This is a genomic window from Shewanella loihica PV-4 (assembly GCF_000016065.1).
Lineage (GTDB): Bacteria > Pseudomonadota > Gammaproteobacteria > Enterobacterales > Shewanellaceae > Shewanella > Shewanella loihica.
Window position 1 is genome coordinate 3,020,257 of the sequence record NC_009092.1, and the last position, 25,322, is coordinate 3,045,578.

Annotated in this window: 20 protein-coding genes; 13 read left to right on the top strand and 7 right to left on the bottom strand. The window is 55.8% G+C overall.

Translation table 11 applies throughout. From position 1 onward, the window contains the following. Window positions 1-100: 100 nt before the first annotated feature. Window positions 101-571, bottom strand: coding sequence for a MarR family winged helix-turn-helix transcriptional regulator (locus SHEW_RS13265; protein ID WP_011866359.1), 471 nt, complete (start codon window positions 569-571; stop codon window positions 101-103). A 318-nt stretch (window positions 572-889) separates the two neighbouring features. On the opposite strand from SHEW_RS13265, the gene SHEW_RS13270 reads away from it, so the two are divergent. Both SHEW_RS13270 and SHEW_RS13275 read left to right on the top strand, forming a co-directional pair. Next, on the top strand, window positions 890-1,885 hold the full coding sequence (locus SHEW_RS13270) for an NADP-dependent oxidoreductase (protein ID WP_011866360.1): 996 nt from the start codon (window positions 890-892) through the stop codon (window positions 1,883-1,885). A 198-nt stretch (window positions 1,886-2,083) separates the two neighbouring features. Then, complete coding sequence (locus tag SHEW_RS13275) at window positions 2,084-2,896, top strand: MipA/OmpV family protein (protein WP_011866361.1); 813 nt, start codon at window positions 2,084-2,086, stop codon at window positions 2,894-2,896. 221 nt (window positions 2,897-3,117) lie between these two features. On the opposite strand, the gene SHEW_RS13280 is transcribed toward SHEW_RS13275, so the two are convergent. The 4 genes from SHEW_RS13280 to SHEW_RS13295 all read right to left on the bottom strand — a co-directional run bounded on the left by SHEW_RS13280 (window position 3,118) and on the right by SHEW_RS13295 (window position 7,292). Beyond that, complete coding sequence (locus SHEW_RS13280; protein WP_033537618.1) at window positions 3,118-3,309, bottom strand: DUF3185 family protein; 192 nt, start codon at window positions 3,307-3,309, stop codon at window positions 3,118-3,120. A 200-nt stretch (window positions 3,310-3,509) separates the two neighbouring features. Next, window positions 3,510-3,983: a hypothetical protein gene (locus SHEW_RS13285; protein WP_011866363.1), complete on the bottom strand. Its 474-nt coding sequence runs from the start codon at window positions 3,981-3,983 to the stop codon at window positions 3,510-3,512. A gap of 36 nt (window positions 3,984-4,019) precedes the next feature. After that, a complete protein-coding gene (locus SHEW_RS13290) occupies window positions 4,020-5,003 on the bottom strand; it encodes a toxin-antitoxin system YwqK family antitoxin (protein WP_011866364.1) in 984 nt (327 codons plus the stop codon). Between the two features lie 384 nt (window positions 5,004-5,387). Next, entirely contained in the window at window positions 5,388-7,292 is a 1,905-nt protein-coding gene (locus SHEW_RS13295) for a propionyl-CoA synthetase (protein WP_150099965.1), read from the bottom strand. A gap of 402 nt (window positions 7,293-7,694) precedes the next feature. Between SHEW_RS13295 and SHEW_RS13300 the strand changes: the two genes are divergently transcribed. The 8 genes from SHEW_RS13300 (at window position 7,695) to SHEW_RS13335 (ending at window position 16,339) form a co-directional block, all read left to right on the top strand. Continuing rightward, window positions 7,695-8,096, top strand: coding sequence for a MerR family transcriptional regulator (locus SHEW_RS13300; protein ID WP_011866366.1), 402 nt, complete (start codon window positions 7,695-7,697; stop codon window positions 8,094-8,096). Window positions 8,097-8,207: 111 nt separating this feature from the next. Then, window positions 8,208-9,377 (top strand): isovaleryl-CoA dehydrogenase, encoded by a 1,170-nt coding sequence (locus tag SHEW_RS13305; RefSeq protein ID WP_011866367.1) that lies wholly within the window; start codon window positions 8,208-8,210, stop codon window positions 9,375-9,377. 89 nt (window positions 9,378-9,466) lie between these two features. Continuing rightward, complete coding sequence (locus SHEW_RS13310) at window positions 9,467-11,074, top strand: carboxyl transferase domain-containing protein (RefSeq protein WP_011866368.1); 1,608 nt, start codon at window positions 9,467-9,469, stop codon at window positions 11,072-11,074. 48 nt (window positions 11,075-11,122) lie between these two features. Then, window positions 11,123-11,923: an enoyl-CoA hydratase-related protein gene (locus SHEW_RS13315; protein ID WP_011866369.1), complete on the top strand. Its 801-nt coding sequence runs from the start codon at window positions 11,123-11,125 to the stop codon at window positions 11,921-11,923. A 57-nt stretch (window positions 11,924-11,980) separates the two neighbouring features. Further along, complete coding sequence (locus tag SHEW_RS13320; protein ID WP_011866370.1) at window positions 11,981-14,014, top strand: acetyl/propionyl/methylcrotonyl-CoA carboxylase subunit alpha; 2,034 nt, start codon at window positions 11,981-11,983, stop codon at window positions 14,012-14,014. Window positions 14,015-14,016: 2 nt separating this feature from the next. Next, window positions 14,017-14,922 carry a hydroxymethylglutaryl-CoA lyase gene (locus SHEW_RS13325; RefSeq protein WP_011866371.1) on the top strand — a complete coding sequence of 302 codons (906 nt, stop codon included), beginning with the start codon at window positions 14,017-14,019 and terminating at the stop codon, window positions 14,920-14,922. A gap of 46 nt (window positions 14,923-14,968) precedes the next feature. Then, window positions 14,969-15,670 carry a CoA transferase subunit A gene (locus SHEW_RS13330; protein WP_011866372.1) on the top strand — a complete coding sequence of 234 codons (702 nt, stop codon included), beginning with the start codon at window positions 14,969-14,971 and terminating at the stop codon, window positions 15,668-15,670. A 12-nt stretch (window positions 15,671-15,682) separates the two neighbouring features. Then, complete coding sequence (locus SHEW_RS13335; protein WP_011866373.1) at window positions 15,683-16,339, top strand: 3-oxoacid CoA-transferase subunit B; 657 nt, start codon at window positions 15,683-15,685, stop codon at window positions 16,337-16,339. A gap of 90 nt (window positions 16,340-16,429) precedes the next feature. Here the strand turns inward: SHEW_RS13335 and SHEW_RS13340 are convergent, their stop codons facing one another. Continuing rightward, window positions 16,430-18,004, bottom strand: a complete 1,575-nt coding sequence (locus SHEW_RS13340) for a methyl-accepting chemotaxis protein (protein WP_011866374.1) — start codon at window positions 18,002-18,004, stop codon at window positions 16,430-16,432. Between the two features lie 387 nt (window positions 18,005-18,391). Here SHEW_RS13340 and SHEW_RS13345 point away from each other — a divergent pair, with 387 nt between their 5' ends. Next, on the top strand, window positions 18,392-19,195 hold the full coding sequence (locus tag SHEW_RS13345; protein ID WP_011866375.1) for a transporter substrate-binding domain-containing protein: 804 nt from the start codon (window positions 18,392-18,394) through the stop codon (window positions 19,193-19,195). A 180-nt stretch (window positions 19,196-19,375) separates the two neighbouring features. On the opposite strand, the gene SHEW_RS13350 is transcribed toward SHEW_RS13345, so the two are convergent. Then, window positions 19,376-19,954 (bottom strand): thymidine kinase, encoded by a 579-nt coding sequence (locus SHEW_RS13350; RefSeq protein WP_011866376.1) that lies wholly within the window; start codon window positions 19,952-19,954, stop codon window positions 19,376-19,378. Window positions 19,955-20,864: 910 nt separating this feature from the next. Between SHEW_RS13350 and SHEW_RS13355 the strand changes: the two genes are divergently transcribed. Both SHEW_RS13355 and SHEW_RS13360 read left to right on the top strand, forming a co-directional pair. Beyond that, window positions 20,865-22,895 carry a multiheme c-type cytochrome gene (locus SHEW_RS13355; RefSeq protein ID WP_041406669.1) on the top strand — a complete coding sequence of 677 codons (2,031 nt, stop codon included), beginning with the start codon at window positions 20,865-20,867 and terminating at the stop codon, window positions 22,893-22,895. 184 nt (window positions 22,896-23,079) lie between these two features. Further along, entirely contained in the window at window positions 23,080-25,224 is a 2,145-nt protein-coding gene (locus SHEW_RS13360) for a M3 family metallopeptidase (protein ID WP_011866378.1), read from the top strand. The last annotated feature ends 98 nt before the right edge of the window (window positions 25,225-25,322 follow it).

Consider the following 25,322-nt stretch of genomic DNA (forward strand, 5'->3'; position numbering starts at 1 on the left):
ATTACTAGGAAAAGTCCAGGCTTACTGGCCGCTGTGCAGAACAGTGTTTTCTCATTTAAAAGGTAGCACCATCAAGCACCTGAATAGCTTGCTGAATCGACTATTTCTGATTGAGCTCATGGGTCAGGGTCAGACAAACTTGCCTTAGCTGTTCCAGCTCAATGTCCGACACGCTCACCTTCTCCAGCAGCTGCTGCTTCAGCGCCAGCGCCTCTTGCTTGAGGGCCTCGCCGGCCTGAGTCACCTGAATCACCTTCTTGCGCTCATCCCGGCTGTCCACATGACGCACCACCAGCCCCTTAGCCTCCAGGCGCTTAACGATAGGGGTTAAGGTGCCGAGATCCAGCCGTGTCGCCTGGGAGAGATCCGTCAGGCTGGCATTGTCTTTTAGCCAGAGCGCCTGCATCGCCAGGTATTGTGGATAGGTCAGATCGCACTCCTGAAGCAAGGGACGATAGGCGCGTACCAGGGCATTGGCAGCGGTATAGAGGGCGAAGCAGACATTATCCGACAGGCATTGCGCCCCTTCAGTTACTACTGCTGTCTCTGCTTCACTCATCTGCTTACTCATAGTGTTACCCATCTATCTGACTTAACTGTTACTCAACTTTTGCTCAACTTTTGCTCAATGCGCTACTGCTTAATGTGCAACTTAATGACTTAACACCTTATGACTTAATGCGTTAATGCGTTACGACTTAAGATTTCATCACCTTTCCCGCATGCCAGCGGCCTCAAGCTTTAGGGCGGCTATCTTAACAGAATTCACGAGCAAGGAGCGGACATTAAAAACACATTACTTTGCGCACAAAGCATTTGCATTGTGCTCAATTTGTTTGTAGAGTCTACCACAATTAGTTAGCGCGCAAAGCAAAATGAGGTTAATTCGATGCAAGCACAAGAGATAACACTGGCCAGCCGCCCTGAAGGCATGCCAACCCAAGCCAACTTTGGCCTTAAGCAGGTGGAACTTCCGGCGCTCAAGCCGGGCGAATTCCTGGTCAAGAACCTCTGGATGTCGGTCGACCCCTACATGCGCGGCCGCATGATAGACAGAGAGAGCTATATCGCCCCCTTCGCCCTGGGCGAAGTGCTGGAAGGCGGCGCCATTGGTGAGGTAATCGAGTCGAACCATGATGGCTTCCCCGTGGGCAGCAAGGTCAGCAGCATGAAGGGCTGGCGCAGCCACTATGTCACCGACGGTACAGATCATACCCTGCTACCGGACACCCCTTTGTCAGAATCTCATTTCCTCGGCGTCATGGGCATGCCTGGCATGACCGCCTGGACCGGCCTTAACCGTATCGCCCAACTGAAGGAAGGCGAGACCCTGTTTGTCTCGGCCGCCTCGGGCGCGGTCGGCAGCGTCGCCTGTCAGCTAGGTCTCTTGATGGGCGCCAAGGTGGTTGCCTCGGTCGGCTCGGATGAAAAAGCCGAGGCCCTCAAGGCGATGGGAATCGAGCAGGTGATCAACTACAAGACCACACCCAACCTGAGTCAGGCGTTGAAGGACACCGCGCCACAAGGCGTTGATGTCTATTTTGAAAACGTCGGTGGCGAGCATCTGGCCGCGGCACTGGACAACATGAACGACCATGGCCGTATCGCCGTATGTGGCATGATCGCCCAGTACAACGACACTAAGCCGACCCCGGGCCCAAGCAACCTGGCCTATATCATCATGAAGAAGCTCAGAGTCGAAGGCTTTATCGTGTTCGAGCACTGGCAACACTATGGTGAGTTCGCCAAGCAGATGGGTCAGTGGCTGGCCAGCGGTAAGGTTAAGGCCGAGCAGACCATCTACGAGGGACTCGACAACGCTCCGGCGGCCTTTATCGGCCTGTTCGAAGGCAAGAACCGCGGTAAGATGGTGGTTAAGCTGTAGGCATTCACCTCACAAGATAACGCCACAAAGACCGGCTCCATTGGGCCGGTCTTTTTTACCTTTATACAACAAAGTCTTGGGTATTTAAGCCACGCCATACACAAAGGCGACACAGGCTTACAAACTCATGATACTTATCTAAGTGCCCAGCGAGTACATTGCCCTCAACCAATGAAAACCTTCAAAGTGGAGTGAGCAATGAATTACCTTCCCTTAGCCCTAGTTGCCCTTGGCAGCATCAATCTGGCCCAGGCCGCCGAGTCGGACACCTATATCAGCAATGGTCAGGTCTATCACAGCAGAGGCTGGGTGGTAGAGTTTGGCGTTGGCTATAACTCAGACATCATCAAAGAACAGAAGAACGACTACAATTTTGCCTTCGGCGACCACAACCGCTTCGGCCCCCGCGTGAATGTGGGCTACCACGGCGATCGCTTCAACGCGGATCTGGACAAGGGCATCAACTACCGCCTCTTTGGCAAAGACAGAGATGCCATCACCTTCAGCACCTACCTGACAGGTAACGGCCTCTGGCTGGACAAAGATGTGTCTAAGGTGCTGGCCGGCATGGAAGATCGTCGTATCAGCGTGGATCTGGGCCTGAACATGGATATTAAGGTGGGGCCGCGCGGCGTCCTCTCCACCAACTTCCAGCACGATATCAGTGGCGAATATAAGGGCTATGTGGCGGGTGTGCGCTATCAGCAGATCCTCAAGCTTGGCCGTCTGGATCTGGTGCCGTTTGTGGGCGTAAGTTACAACAGCGCCAAGTTTAACGATCACTACTTTGGCGTCAGCAAGAAAATGGCTATGCCTAAGCGTGCGCAGTATGAGGCCAAGGCCGGCGTTAACTATGACGTTGGCTATCAGCTGATACTGCCGCTCTCGAGCAATTGGCGCATTACCCAGCAGACCAGCTACACCCGCCTGAGCAAGGAGATTGCCGACTCGCCCATTACCGATTCACGCAATCAGTGGTCGGCCAACCTGATGGCGAGCTACCGTTTCTAAAAAATTGGAAAAATTAGGCCTAAACCCCGCTCGGCCTAAGGGCAAAGGATCTGCCCAGCTTATTTGGATCAAGAGAAACTCCCTGGAAAGAGACTCCCTGCAAAGAAACTTTTTCTGCAAAAATAAGCGCCCTGCAAAAGAAAAAAGCCTGCATCAAGCAGGCTTTTCATCTAACAAGCGCTTTATCCCTGTTTGGTTTAGCGCCGTCTGGAACCCAAGGGCTATTTCAATTTCAGCAAGCCAATCAGCACGCAGATGGCACCGCCGACCATGCCGGCCCAGGCCTCTATTGGGGTGTCGCCGTTAACCGCGCGGGTGATCTGCGAACTGGTAGAATCGTAGATGTTATAGCCCCACCATGCCAAGGCCACGCCGATAACCAACAGGACAATCCCTAAATACTTACTCTTCATTTCCCCAACCTCTTGAAAATCAATCTCGGTCCCAGCATACGACAGCTTAAAGCCATATTTCAATGACAGGATTTACGCCTCAAGGTTTATCCCGCAACATTTACGGCTGAAACGCTAAGCAGGCTTTGATCCCTCGGCAATCGCCTAAGACAGACCCCAGCTAATACAAGGGGCTAGCAGCCTTCATCTAAAAGAGCCAACTAGAAGACTAAGGTCATGCTCTGCCCCTGTATTAGGGCCTGCCATTGGCGGGTAAGCTCGGTGATCTCATCGATTATCTGCCTGAACTCATGCTCACTCACTGCTGGGACGGTTAGCCCTCGCTGCTCACAGCCCTGGGCCAGCAGATAACAGAAACCCTCGAAGTTAAGATCCTGCGACCAATAGAGCGACTGTAGCGCCTCCACCATAGATTCTGTCTGCCACACCTGCGTCTTATCGGCTATCTGCCGCGACAGCTGATTGTGCTCCAGGGTAAAGCTGATGTTGGCGCCCGCCTTTAGCTGACCATAAAAAGCGCCGCCTATGCCCAGGGTCTTCTCCACCACGTAATGGATCATGTCGTGGGGCGCTATCCCCTGCTCCGGCATCTGAGTCTCGGTGCGACTGGCGTCCTCTGGCACGCAGCAGAGCCTGCCGTAGCGGCCATCTCCCTTGATAAAAATCACTTCCATATTTAATGCCTCACTCATTCCTTACAAAATAGCGCCTTACTCCTCGCTCACAGCTATGTCCGCTTCCAGCCTGACCCTTTGCTCCTCATGCTCGGAGAGTAGCTGACCATCCGGGCTGAAGCGGCGCCATATACCGACCTTCTCGCCATCTCGGTATTGCCCCTCTTCGGCAAGCAGACCACCGCGGAAATATTCGCGATAGCTGCCCTCTAGCTTGTCATTACGATAGTTTTTCACCTGCTCCAGGCTGCTATCATCATAAAAACGTGTCCAGGTGCCAACCTTACTGCCTGCCGCATAATATTCGATGCACTCCTTGGCACCATTTTGATAAAACTCGGTCACCTCACCGTGAAGCTGGCCCGCCTTGAAATGAGCGATCCCCTGCAAGATGTCGGTATCCTGAAAATAGGTGCGCCACTCGCCCTCCTCTTTGTCTTCGACCATGGTGCCTTCTATCACCACCTTGCCGAAGCTGTATTGCTGCCACAGGCCGTCACGCAGGTCGTCCACATAATGGATGCGATTCCTTAATCTGCCTGGATCCCAGTAACTCGTGCTCCAGCCGTTACGCTTGCCCTGGCGATATTCGATGGACTCAGACAGCAGGCCTCCCTCGAAGCCATAGTGTTTTTCTGTGCCCTGTTTCAGCCCATCTTGATAGGGGATCTCCTTATTCAGGGTGCCATCTTCCAGATAGACACGGGTAACACCCGTTATCTGACCATCGACATAATGCGTGATCGCCTGAACGGCACCACTCTCATAAAAGTCCTGCAGCTCGCCGTTAAGCTTGCCTTGACTGAGCATGGCTTGCTGCTTCAGCCAGCCGTCATCGCCGAAAAATTTCACCTTACCGCTATAGGGCTCGACCTCGCCGCGCAGATGCAAGCGGCCATCGATCTTTTCAAGGCTCTCGAAGTCGGCATAGTCTTTGGTGAATGCGCCCATGTTCACGCTAAGCCCCACTGCGCTCAGCGCAATCAGCATTAAACCCACCAGTAATCCTTTCGCTTTCATCCCTTACTCTCCACTTCCCTTACCAAGATCCTTTTCCTCACTCCTTGACCAACTTGCGCTTCGCCAGGTTTTCCCCAGACCTTCCCAAAACCAAGAGGCCGCGACTCATAGGCTGCGCCGAATACCCCGCTATGTTCGATAGATGAGTCTATTTTGGCAAGTATTTTCATAGATAAATCTATGTATATTAGCGGCTTGGCTATTTCGTTTGTGATCTTATTTAAGCCGCTAACTTATGGCTTTGAGGCTAAGTCATTACTTTAAGCCATTTCTTTAAGACAGTATTTAAAGACATAGCCGCAAACCAGACGCCCGCAAGTAGCGAGAAGCATGCAACAAAAAAGGGCCAGAGGGCCCTTTTTTAATAACAAGTAAAAGACCGCCCTAGACGTGAGCGTCGGCATAACCCATACGGGTCAGGGCGTTGCGCACCAGCTCGAGCGTGTAGGGATCTTCTATGGTTGCCGGCATCTTGAACTCTTGATTGTCGGCAATCTTACGCATGGTGCCGCGCAGTATCTTGCCCGAGCGCGTCTTAGGCAGCTTAGGCACGGCGCTCACCAGCTTAAAGGCCGCCACAGGGCCAATCTGCTCACGTACCAGGGCGATCAGCTCCTTGTAGAGCTGCTCGTCGCTGAGATCGCAGCCCTTCTTGAGCACCACCAGACCCAGAGGCACCTGCCCCTTGAGCTTGTCGTCTACCCCGATCACCGCCGCCTCGGCCACCGCCTCATGCTGACACAACACCTCTTCGAAGCGTCCGGTCGACAAACGGTGACCGGCCACATTAATGATGTCATCGATGCGGCTCATGATATAGAGATAGCCATCTTCATCCATGTAACCGGCATCCCCTGTGAGGTAGTAACCCGGATACATGGAGAGGTAGCTCTCCTTGTAGCGTCCCTCGTTTTGCCACAGAGTCGCCAGTGTGCCCGGCGGCAGCGGCAGCTTGATCACCACATTGCCCGACTGATCCGGCGCCACGACATCGCCCATCTCATCGAGCACCTGCACATCATAACCAGGCACCGCCTTGGCAGGAGAGCCCGCCTTGACGGGTACCGGCGCCGTGCCCATCAGGTTGGCGGCGACCGGCCAGCCGGTTTCCGTCTGCCACCAGTGGTCGATCACCGGCTTGTCGAGCTGCTGCTCGGCCCAGTGCAGGGTATCGGGATCGCAGCGCTCACCGGCAAGGAACAGAGTACCGAGACAGCTAAGGTCCACATCCTTGAGGTAATCGCCCTCGGGATCGTCGCGTTTGATGGCGCGGATCGCCGTCGGCGCGGTAAAGAAACTCTTTACATTATACTTGGCTATGGTGCGCCAGAAGATACCGGGATCCGGTGTGCCCACAGGCTTACCCTCGAACAGTACAGTCGTGGCGCCAACCAGTAAGGGACCATAGACAATATAAGAGTGACCAACCACCCAGCCCACATCCGAGGCCGCCCAGAAGACATCTCCCGGGTCGATATCATAGATATGCTTCATCGACCAGGCGAGCGCCACGGCATGGCCGCCATTGTCGCGCACGACCCCCTTGGGCTGACCCGTGGTGCCCGAGGTATAGAGGATATAAAGGGGATCGGTCGCCTCTACCGTCTGACACTCTATGTTTGGCGCATCGGCCATGGCACCCTGCCAGTCGACATCACGGCCGTCGACTAAGTCAGCTTGTAGCTGAGGACGATTGAGGATCACACACTGCTCCACCTTATGGCTCGCCTGCTCCAGCGCATCGTCCAGCAGCGGCTTGTAGGCCACCACGCCCGACGGCTCGACGCCGCAGGAGGCGGAGAGGATCATCTTAGGCGTGGCATCATCGATTCGGGTCGCCAGCTCGTTGGCGGCGAAACCGCCGAACACCACTGAGTGAATCGCCCCAAGGCGCGCACAGGCCAGCATGGCATAGGCGGTCTCTGGCACCATGGGCATATAGATGATCACCCTGTCGCCTTTGACGACGCCCTGGCTGGCCATGTAGCCGGCCAGTCGGCTCACCTGGGCCTGCAGCTCGTTGTAGGTGATCCCATATTCTGTGCCCGTAATCGGGCTCACATATTGAATCGCCACCTGCTCGCCACGCCCGGCCTCCACGTGTCTGTCGACCGCGTTATAACAGGTATTGAGCTGCCCGCCGCTAAACCAGCGATACATAGGTGCCTGACTGTCATCGAGTACCCGCTCGAACGTCTTGTCCCAGGCTAAGGCCCCGGCGGCCTCGCCCCAGAAGGCGTTAGGATTATCGATAGATTCCTGGTGTAACTGATTATGCAAATCCTTCATGTGATCTTCTCCGAATGACATGCGCCCGCCACTCACGGTCGACATATCGGCTTCCCCTTCCATACGATTTGGCTTATGCGCCATAGATCACATTATGGAGCCAAGTTGCACTTTTCCCATTAGACCTTTGCATAAGGAAGGACTTTGCTAGGCCCCGGCATACCTTCAGTTAGACGCCTTGAGCGCCAATTGCTGTGTAAGCCACTCTCAATAAAAGAGAAGGCCACGAGGACTTATTCGCAACTTCCCAACCTCACCCAAAACCCGCGGCTGGCGGTTATTTCACCAGTTTGCCGTGCGATTTTTACAGCCAAATGGACCATTAGCGCCACCTAAAATCTTTACCTTTACGTAAACTTCATATATCGTGCTAGGAAAGTTAATCAATATGGTATTTTTTCGATGAGTGACAAACACAGTCCACAGACCACCTACTCTATCAGCGACCTGTCGAAGGAGTTCGATATTACTACCCGTAGTATCCGTTTCTACGAAGACCAGGGGCTGCTTAAACCTAAGCGCCGCGGGCAAACTCGCATCTATGGCCTGAAAGATCGCGTTCGTCTCAAGCTGATCTTAAGGGGTAAACGTCTGGGCTTTTCGCTCGCCGAAACCCGCCGTTTGTTCGAGCTCTACGACGCCGACAAGAACAGCAGCACCCAGCTTCACACCATGCTCGAATTGGTGGAAGAGAAGAAATCGGCCCTGCAGCAGCAGATGGACGACATCAAGGTGGTCTTGATGGAGCTCAACTCCGCCGAGCAGCAGTGCCGCGCCGCCCTGGAGCAGCAAGAACGCGCCTAGGCCAGGCACAGACCATATCGAGTTAACGCAGCAACAAATTGAACACAAGCAAGGCTGGGTAAACCGGCCTGATAAAAAATTATAAAAGCATCTGACCTGTAGGATAAAACAATGACTCAACTCTACTCCTCTCTCAACTTCGGCCTCGGCGAAGATATCGACATGCTGCGTGACGCAGTACGTAGCTTCGCCGCCAACGAAATCGCTCCTATCGCCGCCAAGGTGGATCAGGAAAACGCCTTCCCTAACGAGCTTTGGCCCGTGCTGGGCGAGATGGGCCTGCTTGGGGTGACTGTGCCCGAAGAGTACGGCGGAGCAGACATGGGTTACCTGGCCCACGTGGTCGCCATGGAGGAGATCTCCCGCGCCTCGGCCTCTATCGGCCTGAGCTATGGCGCCCACTCTAACCTGTGTGTTAACCAGATCAACCGTAACGGTAATGCCGAACAAAAAGCCAAGTACCTGCCTAAGCTGGTAAGCGGCGAGCATATCGGCGCCCTGGCGATGAGTGAGCCTAACGCGGGTTCAGACGTGGTCTCCATGAAGCTGAGCGCCCGCAAAGAGGGTGACCGTTATATCCTCAACGGCAACAAGATGTGGATCACCAACGGCCCAGACGCCGACACCTATGTGATCTACGCCAAGACAGATATGGACAAGGGCCCACACGGCATCACAGCCTTCATCGTCGAGCGTGGCTTCAAGGGCTTCAGTCAGGCGCAGAAGCTGGACAAGCTGGGCATGCGTGGCTCTAACACCTGTGAGCTGGTGTTCGAAGATTGCGAAGTGCCAGAAGAGAACATCCTAGGCGGCCTCAACAACGGCGTTAAGGTGCTGATGAGCGGTCTGGACTATGAGCGCGTGGTACTCTCTGGCGGCCCACTGGGGATCATGACCGCCTGTATGGATATCGTGGTGCCTTACATTCACGAGCGTGAGCAGTTCGGCAAGTCTATCGGTCAGTTCCAGCTGGTACAGGGCAAACTTGCCGACATGTACACTGGCATGAACGCCGCCAAGTCTTACGTCTATAACGTGGCCAAGTCATGCGATCGCGGCGAGACCACGCGTAAAGACGCCGCCGGCGCCATCCTTTATAGCGCGGAGCTGGCTACCAAGATGGCACTGGATGCCATCCAGCTGCTGGGCGGCAACGGTTATGTCAACGAATACGCCACGGGTCGCCTGCTGCGCGATGCCAAGCTCTATGAGATTGGCGCCGGTACCTCAGAGATCCGTCGCATGCTGATCGGCCGCGAGCTGTTCAACGAGTCGAAATAGTCGAATGCGTAGAGTAGGCCGGACCCAGTCCGGCCTCGGGCGGGCAATCGCCACTTCCCGTTCACCACAGTCTTAAAAGGAACCAAGCCGTGACGCAACTGAGCAGTCAAATCAATCCCCGCAGCGACGAGTTTAAGGCCAAGCATCAACAGATGAGCCAGGTGGTCGCCGATCTCAAGTTAAAACTGTCTGAAATCGAACAAGGCGGTGGCGCCGTCGCCATGGAGCGCCATCTCTCCCGTGGCAAGCTGTCGCCACGTCAGCGTGTCGAGAAGCTACTGGATCCCGGCTCGCCGTTTCTGGAGATCTCCCAGTTTGCCGCCTACCAGGTATATGACGACGTGGTACCGGCCGCGGGCATCATCGCCGGTATCGGCCGCGTCAGCGGTGTCGAATGCATGATCATCGCCAACGACGCCACGGTAAAAGGCGGTACCTACTATCCACTAACGGTGAAGAAACACCTTCGCGCCCAGGAGATCGCCGAGCGCTGTCACCTGCCCTGCATCTATCTGGTGGACTCGGGCGGGGCTAACCTGCCGCGCCAGGACGAGGTGTTCCCCGACAGAGACCATTTCGGTCGCATCTTCTATAACCAGGCCAAGATGTCTTCCAAGGGCATTCCACAGATCGCCGTGGTGATGGGCCTGTGTACCGCGGGCGGCGCCTATGTGCCCGCCATGGCCGATGAGTCGATCATCGTCAAGGAACAGGGCACCATCTTCCTCGCGGGCCCACCATTGGTGAAGGCCGCTACAGGCGAAGAAGTCTCGGCCGAAGAGCTGGGCGGCGCCGAGGTACATACTAAGATCTCGGGCGTGGCCGACCATATGGCGCAAAACGATGAGCACGCCCTGGAGCTGGCGCGCAAGTCGGTGACCCGCCTCAATCACAACAAGCAGATCGCCAGCCAGCTGAGCCAAGTCAAGCCGCCTAAGTTCGATATCAACGAGCTCTACGGCATAGTGGGGACAGATCTGAAGAAGCCGTTCGATGTCAAAGAGGTGATCGCCCGTATCGTGGACGACTCAGACTTCGACGAATTCAAGGCCAACTATGGCGCCACCCTGGTGTGCGGTTTCGCCCGCATCCACGGCTACCCAGTTGGCATCGTCGCCAACAACGGCATCCTCTTCTCCGAATCGGCGCAGAAAGGCGCTCACTTCATCGAGCTCTGCTGTCAGCGCAAGATCCCGCTGCTGTTTTTGCAAAACATCACAGGCTTCATGGTGGGTAAGAAGTATGAGCACGAAGGGATCGCCAAGCATGGCGCCAAGATGGTGACCGCGGTTTCCTGCGCCACAGTGCCTAAGTTCACCGTGATCATCGGCGGCTCATACGGCGCCGGTAACTACGGCATGTGTGGCCGCGCCTTCGAACCGACCATGATGTGGATGTGGCCTAACGCCCGCATCTCGGTGATGGGCGGCGAACAGGCAGCCGGCGTACTGGCGACCGTGCGCCGCGATGGTCTGGCCCGTAAAGGGGTGGACTGGTCGGCCGAAGATGAGGCCGCCTTCCGCGCCCCTATCGTGGCTCAGTATGACAAGGAGGGACATCCTTATCATGCCAGCGCACGCCTGTGGGACGATGGCATTATCGACCCGGCCCAGACCCGTGACGTGGTCGGCCTTGCCCTCTCTGCGGCGCTCAATGCGCCGATTGAAGACACCAAGTTTGGCGTGTTCCGCATGTAATGCGCCGCTCAGTCAGCAATCGATAACGCAGAGGCAAGGAAGTAGACCATGACAAGCCAAACGATTACGCAAGAATTTGAATACTTAAGCTGCGCCCTAAGCGATGGGGTCGGCGAGATGGTGCTTGACCGCGCCGACAAACATAACGCCTTCGATGAGGTGATGATCGCTGAGATGATCGCCGCCCTCGATCTGTTCGCGGCCGACGACAGCTGTCAGCTGCTGGTGCTTAAGGCCAACGGCCGTAACTTCAGCGCCGGCGCCGATCTCAACTGGATGCGCAAGCAGGCCAAGATGGATTTCGAGCAGAACCTGAGTGACGCCAACGAGCTGGCGACCCTGATGCATAAGCTAGACAAGTTCCCCAAGCCGACACTGGCCTTGGTACAAGGGGCAGCCTTCGGCGGCGCCCTGGGGCTTATCTGCGCCAGCGATATCGCCATCGCCGACAGCCGCGCCAGCTTCTGCCTGAGCGAGGTCAAACTCGGGCTTATCCCTGCGGTGATCAGCCCCTATGTGGTACGCGCCATGGGCCAGCGTGCCTCGCGCCGCTACATGCTGACCGCCGAGCGTTTCGACGCCGAAACCGCACTCAAGCTCAATGTGATCCATGAGATTAACGATGATCTCGAGGGTGCCAGCGCACCTATCATCACCGCGCTCAAGGGCAACAGCCCTCAGGGCATGGCTTGGGTCAAGACCCTGCTGTCACGCCTCGAAGATGGTGTGATCGATCAGGAGACCCTGGCCTACACCAGCGAGCGTATCGCCCGCATTCGCGTCTCAGACGAGGGCCAGGAGGGGCTTAACGCCTTCTTCGAGAAGAGAAGCCCAAGGTGGAACGCCTAATGAAGCCAGAGATCATCTTAGACCCTATTGCCCTACCAGTTCGGGGAGCACGCTAACATGTTTACCAAATTATTGATCGCCAACCGTGGCGAAATCGCCTGCAGAATCATCAAGACCGCACAGGTCATGGGCATCAAGACGGTCGCCCTCTATTCGGACGCCGACAAGGACGCTCGCCATGTGGCCATGGCCGACGAGTCCTTCTACCTAGGTGGCAGCGCCCCGAGCGAGTCTTACCTCAAGGGCGAATTAATCCTTGAAATCGCCAAGCGCAGCGGCGCCCAGGCGATCCACCCTGGCTACGGCTTCCTGTCTGAAAACGCCGACTTCGCCCGCCAGTGTGAGCAGGCCGGTATCGCCTTCGTCGGCCCGAGCGCCGATGCAATCGATGCCATGGGCAGCAAGAGCGCTGCCAAGATCATCATGGAACAGGCCAATGTGCCTCTGGTGCCAGGTTATCACGGCGACGACCAGAGCGACGAGGTGCTGCTCAAGGCCTCTAAAGAGATAGGCTTCCCTCAGCTGATCAAGGCCGCCTACGGCGGCGGTGGTAAGGGGATGCGCATCGTCGAGTCCGAGTCTGAGGCCCTGGAGGCGATCAACTCGGCCCGCCGTGAAGCCGCCTCCTCCTTTGGCAACGACAAGCTGCTGATCGAACGCTACTTGAGACAGCCTCGCCACGTCGAGGTGCAGGTGTTTGCCGATACCCAGGGCAACTGCATCTATCTGTCGGATCGCGACTGCTCCATCCAGCGTCGTCACCAGAAGGTGGTCGAAGAAGCACCGGCGCCTGGCCTGTCTGACAGCCTGCGCCGCGCCATGGGCGAGGCCGCCGTGGCCGCCGCCAAGGCGATCGACTATGTGGGCGCCGGCACGGTAGAGTTTCTGCTGGACACCCATGCGACCGAGGAGAGCAATAGCTTCTACTTCATGGAGATGAATACCCGCTTGCAGGTAGAACATCCGGTGACCGAGATGGTTACGGGCCAAGACCTGGTCAAGTGGCAGCTGATGGTCGCCAGCGGCAGCGAACTGCCCCTGAGCCAGGAGGATGTACGCATCCACGGCCACTCCTTCGAGGTGCGTATCTACGCCGAAGATCCGCAGAACGAGTTCCTACCCGCCAGCGGCAAGCTCAACTTCCTACGTGAGCCTGAGCAGAACCGCTATGTGCGCATCGATTCCGGCATCCGCGAGAACGATGTGATCAGTAACTTCTACGACCCTATGATCGCCAAGCTGATCGTCTGGGATGAGTCGCGCCCCCGCGCCCTACAGCGCCTGGTGCACGCCCTGGAGTCCTACCAGATCAGCGGCCTCAAGCACAACATAGAGTTTCTGGCCAACATCGCCGAGCACAAAGCCTTCAGCCAGGCGGATTTCAGCACAGACTTTATCGAGCGCTATGGCGACACCCTGATAGGTGCCAACCTGGATGGCGACAACAGCCATGAGCAGAATGGCGCCCTGGCCTTCGCCGCCCTCTATCACCTGTGCGCCCAGAAGGAACAGGCCAAGCTTACCGCCACCAACAGCCAAGATCCTTACTCGCCATGGGGACAGGTGAGCGGCTTCAGGCTCAACCGCAGCGGCATGCATCAGCTGTCTCTGCTGGACGACGAGCATGAGGTGCAGCACCTGACCCTAAGCCAGATTGGCGATTGCTACTACCTGAACCTGAACGATCAACAGCTGACCCTGAGCGGCGAGCTGAAGCAAGATCTGCTACACGCCGAGATCAACGGCCACAAGAGCAAGATCCCCGTCAGCCGCGAAGGCGACGACTTCACCCTCTTCCTGCCAAGCGGCAGCTATCACTTCCGCGCCCTGCAGACAGAGGTAGTGGAGGAGCAAGCCAACAGTGAAGACAAGCTCAAGGCGCCGATGAACGGCACTATCGTCACTCACCTGGTCGAGGTGGGCGATGAGGTCGAGGCGGGTCAAGGCCTGATGGTGATGGAAGCGATGAAGATGGAATACACCATAGAGGCGCCGTTTGACGGCACAGTCGCTGCCTTCTTCTTCCAGCCAGGCGAATTGGTGAGCGACGGCGCCCTGCTGCTCGAAGTCACTGCGAAAGAGGACGCTTAACCATGTCCGCGACGAATAGCTATCCAAGCAAGGTCAGTATCTTCGAGGTCGGCGCCCGCGACGGCCTGCAGAACGAGAAGGCGGTCACCACCGCCGACAAGCTGACCCTTATCGATCAACTGGGCGCGGCGGGCCTGACCCGTATCGAGGCCGGCAGTTTCGTCTCCCCCAAGTGGGTGCCGCAGATGGCCGACTCGGGCGATATCTTCCGCCAGCTCAGCAAACGCCCGGGCGTGGTCTACAGCGCACTTACCCCTAACCTCAAGGGGCTGGAACTTGCGCTTGACGCCGGGGCCGACGAGGTGGCCATCTTCGGCGCCGCCTCGCAGAGCTTTAGCCAGCGTAACATCAACTGCTCTATCGAGGAGTCGATCGAGCGCTTCATCCCTGTGATGGAGGCGGCTCAGGCGAAACAGATCCCCGTGCGCGGCTATGTGTCTTGCGTGCTGGGCTGTCCCTACGAGGGCGAGATCCAGGTCGAGGAAGTGGCTCGCGTGGCAGAGATCCTTTACAAAATGGGCTGCTACGAGATCTCTCTGGGTGACACCATAGGCGTTGGCACCCCCTTAAATGCCCGTAGAATGGTGGAAGCGGTCGCGCGCAGGGTGCCGGTAGAGAAACTGGCGCTACACTTTCATGACACCTATGGTCAGGCATTAGCCAACATTCTTGCCTGCCTAGAAACTGGCGTCAGCGTCATCGACAGCTCGGTAGCAGGGCTCGGTGGCTGCCCTTATGCCAAAGGCGCATCGGGCAACCTGGCCACGGAAGATCTGGTCTACATGCTTCACGGCATGGGAATAGAAACCGGCATTGATCTTAACGCCCTGATCACCGCGGGTAACAACATCAGCCAGGCACTGGGCAGAGTCAGTGGTGCCAAGGTCGCACGCGCGCTAACAGAATAATAGGGTTGGGCTCAGGCCCGACTCACGCTCAAAGGAGATAATGATAATGGCAGGACTCAATAAGCTGGTCACCAGCTATGAAGAAGCATTGGAAGGTCTGACAGACAACATGACCGTCATGGTCGGTGGCTTCGGCCTCTGCGGTATTCCCGAAGGCTTGATCGCCCAGATGGTTAAGAGTGGTGCCAAGGGGCTCACCGCCATCTCGAACAACGCCGGGGTAGACGATTTCGGCCTGGGGCTGCTGCTCAAGAGCCGCCAGATCAGCACCATGATCGCCTCCTATGTGGGTGAGAACGCCACCTTCGAGCAGCAGATGCTCTCGGGTGAACTCAACGTTATCCTCACCCCGCAAGGCACGCTAGCCGAGAAGATCCGCGCCGGCGGCGCCGGTATCCCCGCCTTCTTCACCGCGACCGGTTACGGCACCCCTGTGGCCGAAGGCAAGGAGACCCGTGAGATCGATGGTCGTCACTATGTGCTGGAGCCCGCACTGACCGCAGACTTCGCCCTGGTGCGCGCCTGGAAGGCCGATACCATGGGTAACCTGGTGTTTCGCAAGACGGCGGCTAACTTCAACCCTATGATGGCCACGGCCGGTAAGATCACTGTGGTCGAAGCCGAGCATATCGTCGAGCCGGGCGAGCTGGATCCAGACCATATCCATACACCAGGCATCTATGTGGATCGCCTGATCCAAGGTACGTTCGAGAAGCGTATCGAGCAGCGCACAGTGAAGAGCAAATAGGGAGGCGACACCATGGCTTTATCGAGAGAACAACTGGCACAGCGTGTTTCCCAGGAGCTACAGGATGGTTTTTATGTCAACCTGGGCATTGGCATCCCGACGCTGGTCGCCAACTATATTCCCGAAGGCATGCAGGTGATGCTGCAGTCGGAAAATGGCCTGCTCGGCATGGGGGAATTCCCAACCGAAGAGACCATAGACGCAGACTTGATCAACGCGGGTAAGCAGACGGTCACCGCCGTCCCCGGCGCCTCCTTCTTCTCCTCAGCCGAGAGCTTCGCCATGATCCGCGGTGGTCATGTGGATCTCACCGTGCTGGGCGCCTTCGAGGTGGACGTAGAGGGCTCAATCGCCTCCTGGATGATCCCCGGCAAGCTGATCAAAGGCATGGGCGGTGCCATGGATCTGGTGGCCGGTGCCGACAATATCATCGTCACCATGATGCACGCCGATAAGCACGGCAACTCTAAGCTGCTGCCTAAGTGTGAGCTGCCGCTGACCGGCTATGGCTGCATCAAGCGTGTGCTAACTGACCTGGCCTTCCTGGAGATCAAAGATGGCGCCTTCCACCTGCTGGAACGAGCCCCAGGCGTGAGCGTCGAGGAGATCGTCGAGAAGACCGCCGGCAAGCTTATCGTGCCTGAGCATGTACCTGAGATGCAGCTCTAATCACTAAGCGCGGACCCTCAAAAAAGCCCAGAGTGAACTCTGGGCTTTTTCATTTCCGATACTAACGCTTAAACATTCGCCAGGCTTTCATTAAGCATTGGCGCGATGCACCGCCTGACGCCAGAACTGACGCGCTAGCTGGCGTGACTCCATCGACTTGAGTGAGCTGCGCTCGCCAAGCTGTCTATCGGCCTGGGACTGGGCAAAGCCTTCGCTGGCCAGCTCGCTGATCGCCTGCAGCGAATCGCTGATATCCACCGCCGCCAGTCCCTGCTCCTGCATGGCATCGGCGCTAAGCTCCGTCATCTGATTAATCTTATCGATACGGGTCACCAGCTCGGCAAACACGGCCTCAGCTTGTTTCACCAGCTGCACCGCCTGAGTTGCCTGGCGCTGACCTGCGGTCAGTGTGTTCGCCGCATTGGCCGTACTCTGCTGGAACTTGGCGATGATGGCATCGATCTGACTGGTGGAATCTGCGGTGCGCGCCGACAGCTGGCGCACCTCGTCGGCCACCACGGCGAAGCCCCGGCCCGACTCCCCTGCCCGCGCCGCCTCGATGGCGGCGTTAAGCGCCAGCAGGTTGGTCTGCTCGGCAATCTTAGTGATCACCTCAAGCACCTGATTGATGGCCACGCTGTCATGCTCTATCTCGCTGACCACCTGGGCAAAGTTGCCCACTTCGTTATGAAGCTCATCTATGCTGGCCACCACGGCATCGAGCTGCTCATAGCCCTGCAGCACAGCCGCCTGGCTGGCCTCGACATCCGCCGACACCTGCTTAAGCTGCTGACCCAGCTCGTTAAAGCTGGCGGTCAGCTCCTCCACAGCCGCCGCGGCCTGGGCCGTCTGTTGATTCTGACCATCGGCGCGATCCGCCGTGGCCGTGATAGAGCCAAGCAAGGCGTCGCTGTCTCTGGCGATGACGCTTGAGGCATCTGTCATCCGCCCTACTACCCCGGCGATCTCCGCCGTAGTGAACTCCATGGCAAATTGAATGTTGCCCAGCTCGTCCCGCCGCCCGGCATAGATGTGTCTGGCAACCGGGTCTGATACGATAGTGAGCGCTTGGTCATTCAGCGCCCGTAACGGTGCTAGGAGGAGCCTCATGCCAATCGCCAACAGAGGCGCGCAGATGAGTGCCAACCAGGGCGAGATATTACTCAGGCCGATGGCCAGCAACAAACAGAGAACAGCAAACAGGGTCAGCTTGCCGCCGTAACCGAGCTTGGCATCCTTGATCTCGCTGCGCTGCTCAGACTTATTAAGGCTCTGATAGATATCGCTGGCACGCTCTACCTGGGCCTGGCTCGCCCGGCGGCGCACCGATTGATACTCCTTGACCTGACCATTCTCCATCACGGGCGCCACATAGGCATTGACCCAGTAGTAGGAGCCATCTTTACAGCGATTCTTCACCACCCCCAGCCAGGATTGCTTCTGCGCCAGACGCTGCCACAAGATGGCAAAGGCGGCCTTGGGCATGTCGGGATGGCGCACAATGTTATGGGGCTGGCGAACCAGTTCCTCCTCGGAAAACCCACAGATACGGCAAAAATCCTCATTGGCATAACCTATATTGCCCTTGAGATCCGTCGTGGACAGCAGAATATCATCGTCGGTCAGCACGACCTCGTTGTCTATCACGGGTTGATTGTTTCGCATTGCATTTTAGTTAGTTATCCAAGCGGTGACTGAATTTTGACGCCTGACAATTGATTGGCAATTGATCTAAAGCAATGTTTCTGTATCAAGAAAGGTTACAACTGTTGATTTTTTGAACCAGATCTCATAGGAGGCATCCTTCAACAGCTACTAATTAAGACGTTAATAATAAAGATTATTTTCACCTAATTCGTTGAATTTATGACCACAAAATACCTTGTAACAGCTTTTGTTTGCTATTTACGTCTAATCCACACTATTATCATGGCCTTTAGCGACGACGCGCCTGCCAGGGTGGCCCATAGCGCGTTCGCCATCAAGATGACAAAACCAACTAAACTAAAGCCGTAAGAGTGAAATGATGAAATTTGCAGGCCACCTCAACTGATGCACTATTTTGCCTACAAGACGCAGCTCCTTGCTGCCCTCCTCCTCTTTTTGAGCCTGCCGGCGCTGGCGCAGCATACCCCAGCGGCGCGCTGCGGTGTAGCCACAGGATTCCCCCCCTATCAGTTTTCCGCAGGCGGTGAGACCACAGGGTTTGATGCCGACGTGGCCAGGCTGATATTCAAGCGTCTTGGCATGCCGTTTCAGTTTCGGCAGCAGGCCTGGGATCTGGTGTTCAACGAACTCAGATTCGGTGATATCGAGCTGATCGCCGGCATGGAGATCAACGCCCTCAGGACCAAGTTTTTCGACTTCACCCGGCCTTATTACTATCGATATGACGTTATCTTCATTCTCGAAGATAACCAGCAGATCACTAAGCTGGAAGATCTTCATAACCAGTTTGTCAGCGGCGATCGCCACTCTTACATAGAGACCCACTGGAAGGAGCTGGGCACACTGTACGATTTTCGCATCATCGCCACTCCGAGCAAGGAGAGGTCGATGCAGCTGTTAAAAGAGGGCAAGATCCAGGCGGCCATCATGCCCAAGGCAGTCGGCCTCTACCTGGCGCAACAGATGGGGATAGAAGTTAAGATACTGGACAACCCGGACCCGGGCTCGCCGGTGGCCTTTGCCGTCAAACGCGGCAATCATCAACTGCTAGTGCAGATCGACGAGGCGCTGGAGGCGCTGATCAGCGAAGGCGAGATCCAGCGCCTCTATGAGAAGTGGTTCCCCGAACATCCCCAGCGCCATGACGAGAAAGCCGATGAGGTGCAGGGCGTGCCACTCACCTCATAAATCTATTCACCTCATAAACCTTTTCACCTCTTAAACCTATTCACCTAATGCTCTGACACACCCCATAAACCCATGCAGCGGTTAGCGCCTCTGACGACCAGAGCATACTCAAGACATTAGGCCATTAAAAAAGCCACCCCGAGGGTGGCTTCTTTAATGGTGCGATCACCTAGGCGGGTATTAATCCCACAGGAATTCGCGAAAATGCTTACGGCACACTGACTCGTAACTCTCGTTACCGCCGATGGCCACCTGCTCACCCTCTTTCATCGGGCGGCCTTCGCCATCGAGTCGCACCACCATGTTGGCCTTGCGACCACAATGACATATGGTCTTGAGTTCCACCAGCTTATCGGCCCAGGCTAACAGGTACTGACTGCCACTAAACAGCTCACCCTGGAAATCTGTCTTCAGGCCATAACAGAGCACAGGAATATCCATCACGTCGACCACATAGGTCAGCTGTCTCACCTGCTCCTTGCTGAGAAACTGCGACTCATCGATCAAGATGCAGTGCAGGGTCTGCGCCTGACAAGCGGTTTTAACCATCTCGATCAGGTTATCGTCGTTGGCAAACACCTGAGCATCGGTTTCGATACCGATACGAGACGCCACCTTACCCACACCGTAGCGATCATCGATCGACGCCGTCATGACCAAGGTATTCATGCCACGTTCGCGATAGTTATAGGAAGATTGAAGCAGTGAGGTAGATTTGCCGGCATTCATTGCCGAATAGTAAAAATAGAGCTGTGCCAAAGCGAGTAGTCCCCTGATTATTGTTATCGAGCGATTCTATCACCATCTTGCGTCAATTAGCAGCGCCAAAGGCCTTAGCATTGGGCGATGCCGCACATTATCATGCTTTCCCCTCGCTTTATCCTGGGCCGTTAACAAGCTCAAAGCAAAGCCATAGACAAAAGAGTGAAAGGGTAAAGGAGAGTTGGAAGGTGAAAGCTTAGGAGATAGACACTCGCCAATAGCCAGTCACTAAGCCTAAAAGGCGAAAAGGCAAAAGGCAAAAGGCAAAAGGCAAAAGTGATTAGAGAATAACAGGATAACAAGACTGAGGAATAGGCGAGCTAGAGGCCTATTCCCTCGCTGGCTCGACAATAGACTCGCTTGCAGGCGCCCCTCTTAGCTTTTGGCTTTTGGCTTTTGGCTTTTGGCGCTTCGCCCTTTCCTATGGCTTCTTCGACATTACCCTTGCCCACTCAGTTGTTCCCTCAAATGTTCCTCCTAATGTCCCAACTAATGTCCCTTCAGATGTCCCTTCAGATATCCCCAAAGGGCCTTTAACTATGCCCCAGCCCAAGATGTTACGAAAATGCAAACCCAGGCTTAATTCAACCTTAATTCAAACTTAATAAACATTAAACAAGTTATTGATTTTTAATAAATTTAACAAAAATGAGATCTACCTCCAAAGAGATACACCTTCCTGTGAATTGGGTCAAATAACCAACAGAGATTTAACAATACACTCATTTTCGAATCGATAGCTTTAGCATCCATTTTCTTTATCGATAGATGCATTAGCGTCGGTTTAAATAATAAATATAACCAGTATCCAAAAGGCTCAGGGTATGTGTTGAGACGAATGCCCTCCCCTGCAAGCAGTCGCCCTAAGGCATCACATCTGGCACTTTGGATCGAACGGAGATGAATGATGAAATTATTCACATCGAAAAGACTCGCCTACCTGGTCGCCGCCGTGCTGACCGGTGCGCTAGTAGGATGCAGTGGAGATGACGGTAAAGATGGTAAAGATGGGGTTGATGGTCAACCCGGCGCACCAGGCGAATCTTGGAAACCGCCGGTAGCAACCAGCTCTCTGGAGAGCTTCGTTAAGGTGATCGACTACACCTTGGGCGAAGGCACCATCAGCTTCGAATTCGAACTTACCAATGAAAACGAAGAGCTGGTCAATGGCCTGATGAACGCCGAAGGTAAAGTCGCCGCACTGACCGACAAAGGCTTTATCAACAACCGTAACGAAAGCCCAATCAACGAAGTGGAAGACAATGTCCACATCGGCGGCGCGGTAACCATGAGCACAGAGGGCGCGACACTGACCGCTCTGGGTGACGGCCACTACCGCTTCGATGCCCCTATGCCTGGGGTCAACGCCGGTACCGAAGGGATCGTCTGGCTACGTGTCGGCGGTAACAGCGAATCGGGTATCGCTCGCTCCAATGAGATAGTGGTCAACAAGCCAGAAGGCGCCTTCTCGACCACCACGGAAGCCTGTTTCTCCTGTCACGTCGACTACTCGACCAGCCCGAATCGTCACTCAAGCTATGTGTCTCAAGGCATGGACGGTGAAGTCACCTTCGTCGAAGGCTGTATGGTCTGTCACGGCTCGGTGAGCCGCAATGTGGTGAATGAACAAGGCTTCTCAGTTGGCGGCTACGCCAGAAACACCCTCTCTAAGATAGGTCACATCAATCACCAGGAATTTGAGACCGGCTTTAGCGCCTTGAACTGTAGTTCTTGTCACAGCGAGCCAACCGTCAACGTCAACGTTGCCGGCCCAGGCTGTATCGACTGTCATGACACTGGCGGCATCCCAGGCGATATCGTTCTCGGCAATGGCTCAGATCTGCGTAAGCTACACGAAGCCAAGAGCGCCATCACCTCTAACCAAGCGATCAAGGATAGCTACAAGGTGACGGGTACGGCGCCAGCCTGGTTCCCAGATTCAGGTGCTGCGGGTCAATGGTGTACCACACTGTCTCTGTTTATGGTCGATGCCGAAGGCAAGGAAACCTTAGTCGACCTACATGAACTGTTTGATGATACCCAAACAATTCATAACCCTGACAAGCCAATTAACTATGTGGGCTCATACCTGCACGGTGTGTATAACGACAGCGTGATTGGCCGTGTTACAGGTGCCTATGATTACAGCTATGACGCAGAGGGTCGCAAGACCATGTGTTTTGCGCAAGATGCTGGCCACGGAAATCCACATGTCGTCGGCTCAACGCCGGATCTGACGGCTTGGGCTGATGCAGGCTTGATGGCCTCACTACGTGTCAGCTTCACCGCCAAAGACTACATGGGCGCCGAATCTGACGTGGTGACTATCCACGGCTACACAGATGTGGCATCACAAGCCGATGGCGCTGTGACAGCCTACGAGCGTCGTCACAACGTCGGCAGCGAGTCTTGCACTACCTGTCACAACAGCGAAGCCAACTTCCACAAGAATGGTAACTTCGCCGAAGGTGGTCTGGGCTGTGTGGCCTGTCACAACAATGGTCAAGATCGCCGCGCCGGCAACTCTTCACCAGGTTTCGGCCCTATGGTGCACAGCATGCACTGGGGTGTGGGCAGCAAGAGCCTGGATGAGAACGGCAAGGAAGTGTCTAACTCTGCCAGCGTGATCGCGCCGCAGACCGGCTGTGTGGCCTGTCACGACAGCGGTGTGGTTGATCTGAAAGCCGTACCAAATCAGTTCATCAAAGCACGTGCCTATGGTGTAAGCAACAAGATGGCCAGCCCAATCACGGCCAACTGTTACGCCTGCCATAACGACGACAGCGCGCTGAACCACATGATGCAAAACGGCGGTACCACCACGGAAGATGTACCTGCTACCGAGTGGTACAAGCTCAGCACCACCGAGTCTTGTGCAACCTGTCACGCCGAAGGCAGCAGTTTTGGTATCGAAAACTACCATAACTTTACCCGCTAACGCCTGAGGTGACAGCAAGGTAATTAAACATTATCCCTAGTTCCAACCAAAGGAGCCCTTCGCCAGGCTCCTTTTTTCTTGGCCCCAGAGCCATTTTCAGCCTGAGTTAATTTACAAAAGCTACATTAACGCCAAACTCGCCCACATAAAAATAACAATCGCAAATCTAAGGAAGTTGTACTAGATGAAATTGAATCTTATCGCCTTTGCCGTCGTCGGCGCCTTATCGACCACACTGCTCCTCAGTGGTTGTCAATCAAGCAGCTCAACCACACAGGCCACCGCCAGCATCGAGGCGCAAAACCCACTGATGCAGCCAAGCACCCTGCAATATCAAGCCCCAGATTTTAGCCAGATCAAAGATGAGCATTTTAAGAGCGCCCTAGAGCAAGGCATCAATGAGCATTATGCCCAGGTGCTGACCATTGCCGACAACAGCGAGTCCGCCACCTTTGCCAACACCATAGTGGCACTGGAAACCAGCGGCGAGCTGCTGACCCGCGCCTCCAAGGTGTTCTATAACCTAACAGGGTCAAACAGCAACCCGGCGCTGCGTAAGCTTCAAGGCGAGATGGCACCTAAGATGGCCGCCCACTCGGACAACATCCACCTCAACGGCAAGCTATTTGCCCGCATCGACAGCCTGTATCAGAGCCGCAACACCTTAGGGCTGACCGCCGAAGAGGTGCGCCTCATCGAGATCTACCACCAACGCTTCGTCATGGCCGGTGCCAAGCTGACCGAGGCGCAAAAAGCGCAAATACGTCTGCTTAACGAAGAGCAATCTAAGCTTACCAACGAATTTGGTCAGCGTCTGCTGAGACTCACCAAAGAGATCGCCGTCGTGGTCGACAGCGTCGATGAACTCAAGGGACTGTCAGACAGCGAGATCCGCGCCGCCAAGGCCGATGCCAAAGCCGCGGGCCATGAAGGCAAGTATCTCATCAATATCACCAATACCACCCGCCAGCCAATCCTGGCGAAACTGGAAAACCGTGAGCTGCGCCAGAAGGTGTGGCAGGCCTCATCGACTCGCGGCATGAGCGGTGAGAACGAGACCGCCACTCTGGTTGCCCGCCTGGCACAGCTTCGCGCCGAGCGCGCCCAATTACTGGGTTACAAGAGCTGGGCCGACTACCGCCTGACGCCGCAAATGGCCAAGACTCCAGATGCCGTCTACCAGATGTTCGGCTCTATGGTGCCCGCCGTGGTGGCCAACACCCAGAAGGAAGCCAATGATATCCAGGCGATGATCGACAAGACTGGTGGCGACTTCACTCTGGCGCCATGGGACTGGGCTTTTTATGCCGAGAAGGTACGTAAAGACAAGTTCGACCTTGACGGCGCCGCCATCAAGCCTTATTTCGAGTTCAATCGCGTGCTGCAAGATGGCGTCTTCTTCACCCTGGAGCGTCTCTATGGTGTGACCCTCAAGCCGCGCCCGGACCTGCCTGTCTACCACGAAGATGTGAAGGCCTACGAGATGTTTGACGCCGACGGCAGCTCGATGGCGATCTTCTACGCCGACTACTTTGCCCGCGAAGGCAAGCGCGGCGGCGCCTGGATGAGCTCCTTCGTGACTCAGTCTAAGCTGCTAAACCAGAAGCCTGTGGTGGTCAACGTGATGAACATCAAGAAGGCCCCAGAGGGTGAGCCGACCTTCGTCAGCTACGATGAAGTCACCACCATGTTCCACGAGATGGGCCATGGCACCCACGGCATGTTCTCTAAGGTGACCTACCCTAGCCTGTCTGGCACCGCCGTGTCCCGCGACTTTGTCGAGTTTCCCTCGACCTTCGAAGAAGATTGGGCGGCCCACCCCGAGGTGCTGGCCAACTACGCCAAGCACTATGAGACAGGCGAAGTGATCCCCGATGAGCTGCTGCAAAAACTGCTGAAATCACGCAGCTTTAACCAAGGCTTCGACACCTTGGAATATATGGCGGCGGCCCTGGTGGATCTCGAGTGGCACTCACTGAGCGCCGACACTCCGCTGCAGGATGTGGCCGAGTTCGAAGCCAAGGCACTAGAGAAACACGGCATCAATATCGCCGCCGTGCCGCCACGTTACAAGTCGACCTACTTTGCCCACGCCTTCCCGGGTGGCTATTCGGCCAGCTACTACGCCTACATGTGGAGCGAAATCCTGGCGGCCGACGCCTTCGCCTATGTGCAGACCCAGGGCGGCCTCAACCGCGAAATAGGCATGAAGTATCGCAAGACCATCCGCGAGGTGGGTAACAGCGTGCCGCCGATGGAAGCCTACAAGGCCTTCCGTGGCCAGGCACCGACCACTGATGCCCTGCTTCAGCGCCGCGGCCTCAACTAATTCCTGCCTCAACTGACTCACCATTGATGGGGAGTCACTCATAAAAAAATGCCGCTCGATGAGCGGCATTTTTATATCTAATGAACCTTGATTTGGCG

What these genes read in the sequence shown, in the direction of transcription:
- SHEW_RS13265 (WP_011866359.1), bottom strand. Translation starts at nt 571, where the DNA reads ATGAGTAAGCAGATGAGTGAAGCAGAGACAGCAGTAGTAACTGAAGGG.
- SHEW_RS13270 (WP_011866360.1), top strand. Translation starts at nt 890, where the DNA reads ATGCAAGCACAAGAGATAACACTGGCCAGCCGCCCTGAAGGCATGCCA.
- SHEW_RS13275 (WP_011866361.1), top strand. Translation starts at nt 2,084, where the DNA reads ATGAATTACCTTCCCTTAGCCCTAGTTGCCCTTGGCAGCATCAATCTG.
- SHEW_RS13280 (WP_033537618.1), bottom strand. Translation starts at nt 3,309, where the DNA reads ATGAAGAGTAAGTATTTAGGGATTGTCCTGTTGGTTATCGGCGTGGCC.
- SHEW_RS13285 (WP_011866363.1), bottom strand. Translation starts at nt 3,983, where the DNA reads ATGGAAGTGATTTTTATCAAGGGAGATGGCCGCTACGGCAGGCTCTGC.
- SHEW_RS13290 (WP_011866364.1), bottom strand. Translation starts at nt 5,003, where the DNA reads ATGAAAGCGAAAGGATTACTGGTGGGTTTAATGCTGATTGCGCTGAGC.
- SHEW_RS13295 (WP_150099965.1), bottom strand. Translation starts at nt 7,292, where the DNA reads ATGAAGGATTTGCATAATCAGTTACACCAGGAATCTATCGATAATCCT.
- SHEW_RS13300 (WP_011866366.1), top strand. Translation starts at nt 7,695, where the DNA reads ATGAGTGACAAACACAGTCCACAGACCACCTACTCTATCAGCGACCTG.
- SHEW_RS13305 (WP_011866367.1), top strand. Translation starts at nt 8,208, where the DNA reads ATGACTCAACTCTACTCCTCTCTCAACTTCGGCCTCGGCGAAGATATC.
- SHEW_RS13315 (WP_011866369.1), top strand. Translation starts at nt 11,123, where the DNA reads ATGACAAGCCAAACGATTACGCAAGAATTTGAATACTTAAGCTGCGCC.
- SHEW_RS13320 (WP_011866370.1), top strand. Translation starts at nt 11,981, where the DNA reads ATGTTTACCAAATTATTGATCGCCAACCGTGGCGAAATCGCCTGCAGA.
- SHEW_RS13325 (WP_011866371.1), top strand. Translation starts at nt 14,017, where the DNA reads ATGTCCGCGACGAATAGCTATCCAAGCAAGGTCAGTATCTTCGAGGTC.
- SHEW_RS13330 (WP_011866372.1), top strand. Translation starts at nt 14,969, where the DNA reads ATGGCAGGACTCAATAAGCTGGTCACCAGCTATGAAGAAGCATTGGAA.
- SHEW_RS13335 (WP_011866373.1), top strand. Translation starts at nt 15,683, where the DNA reads ATGGCTTTATCGAGAGAACAACTGGCACAGCGTGTTTCCCAGGAGCTA.
- SHEW_RS13340 (WP_011866374.1), bottom strand. Translation starts at nt 18,004, where the DNA reads ATGCGAAACAATCAACCCGTGATAGACAACGAGGTCGTGCTGACCGAC.
- SHEW_RS13345 (WP_011866375.1), top strand. Translation starts at nt 18,392, where the DNA reads ATGCACTATTTTGCCTACAAGACGCAGCTCCTTGCTGCCCTCCTCCTC.
- SHEW_RS13355 (WP_041406669.1), top strand. Translation starts at nt 20,865, where the DNA reads ATGAAATTATTCACATCGAAAAGACTCGCCTACCTGGTCGCCGCCGTG.
- SHEW_RS13360 (WP_011866378.1), top strand. Translation starts at nt 23,080, where the DNA reads ATGAAATTGAATCTTATCGCCTTTGCCGTCGTCGGCGCCTTATCGACC.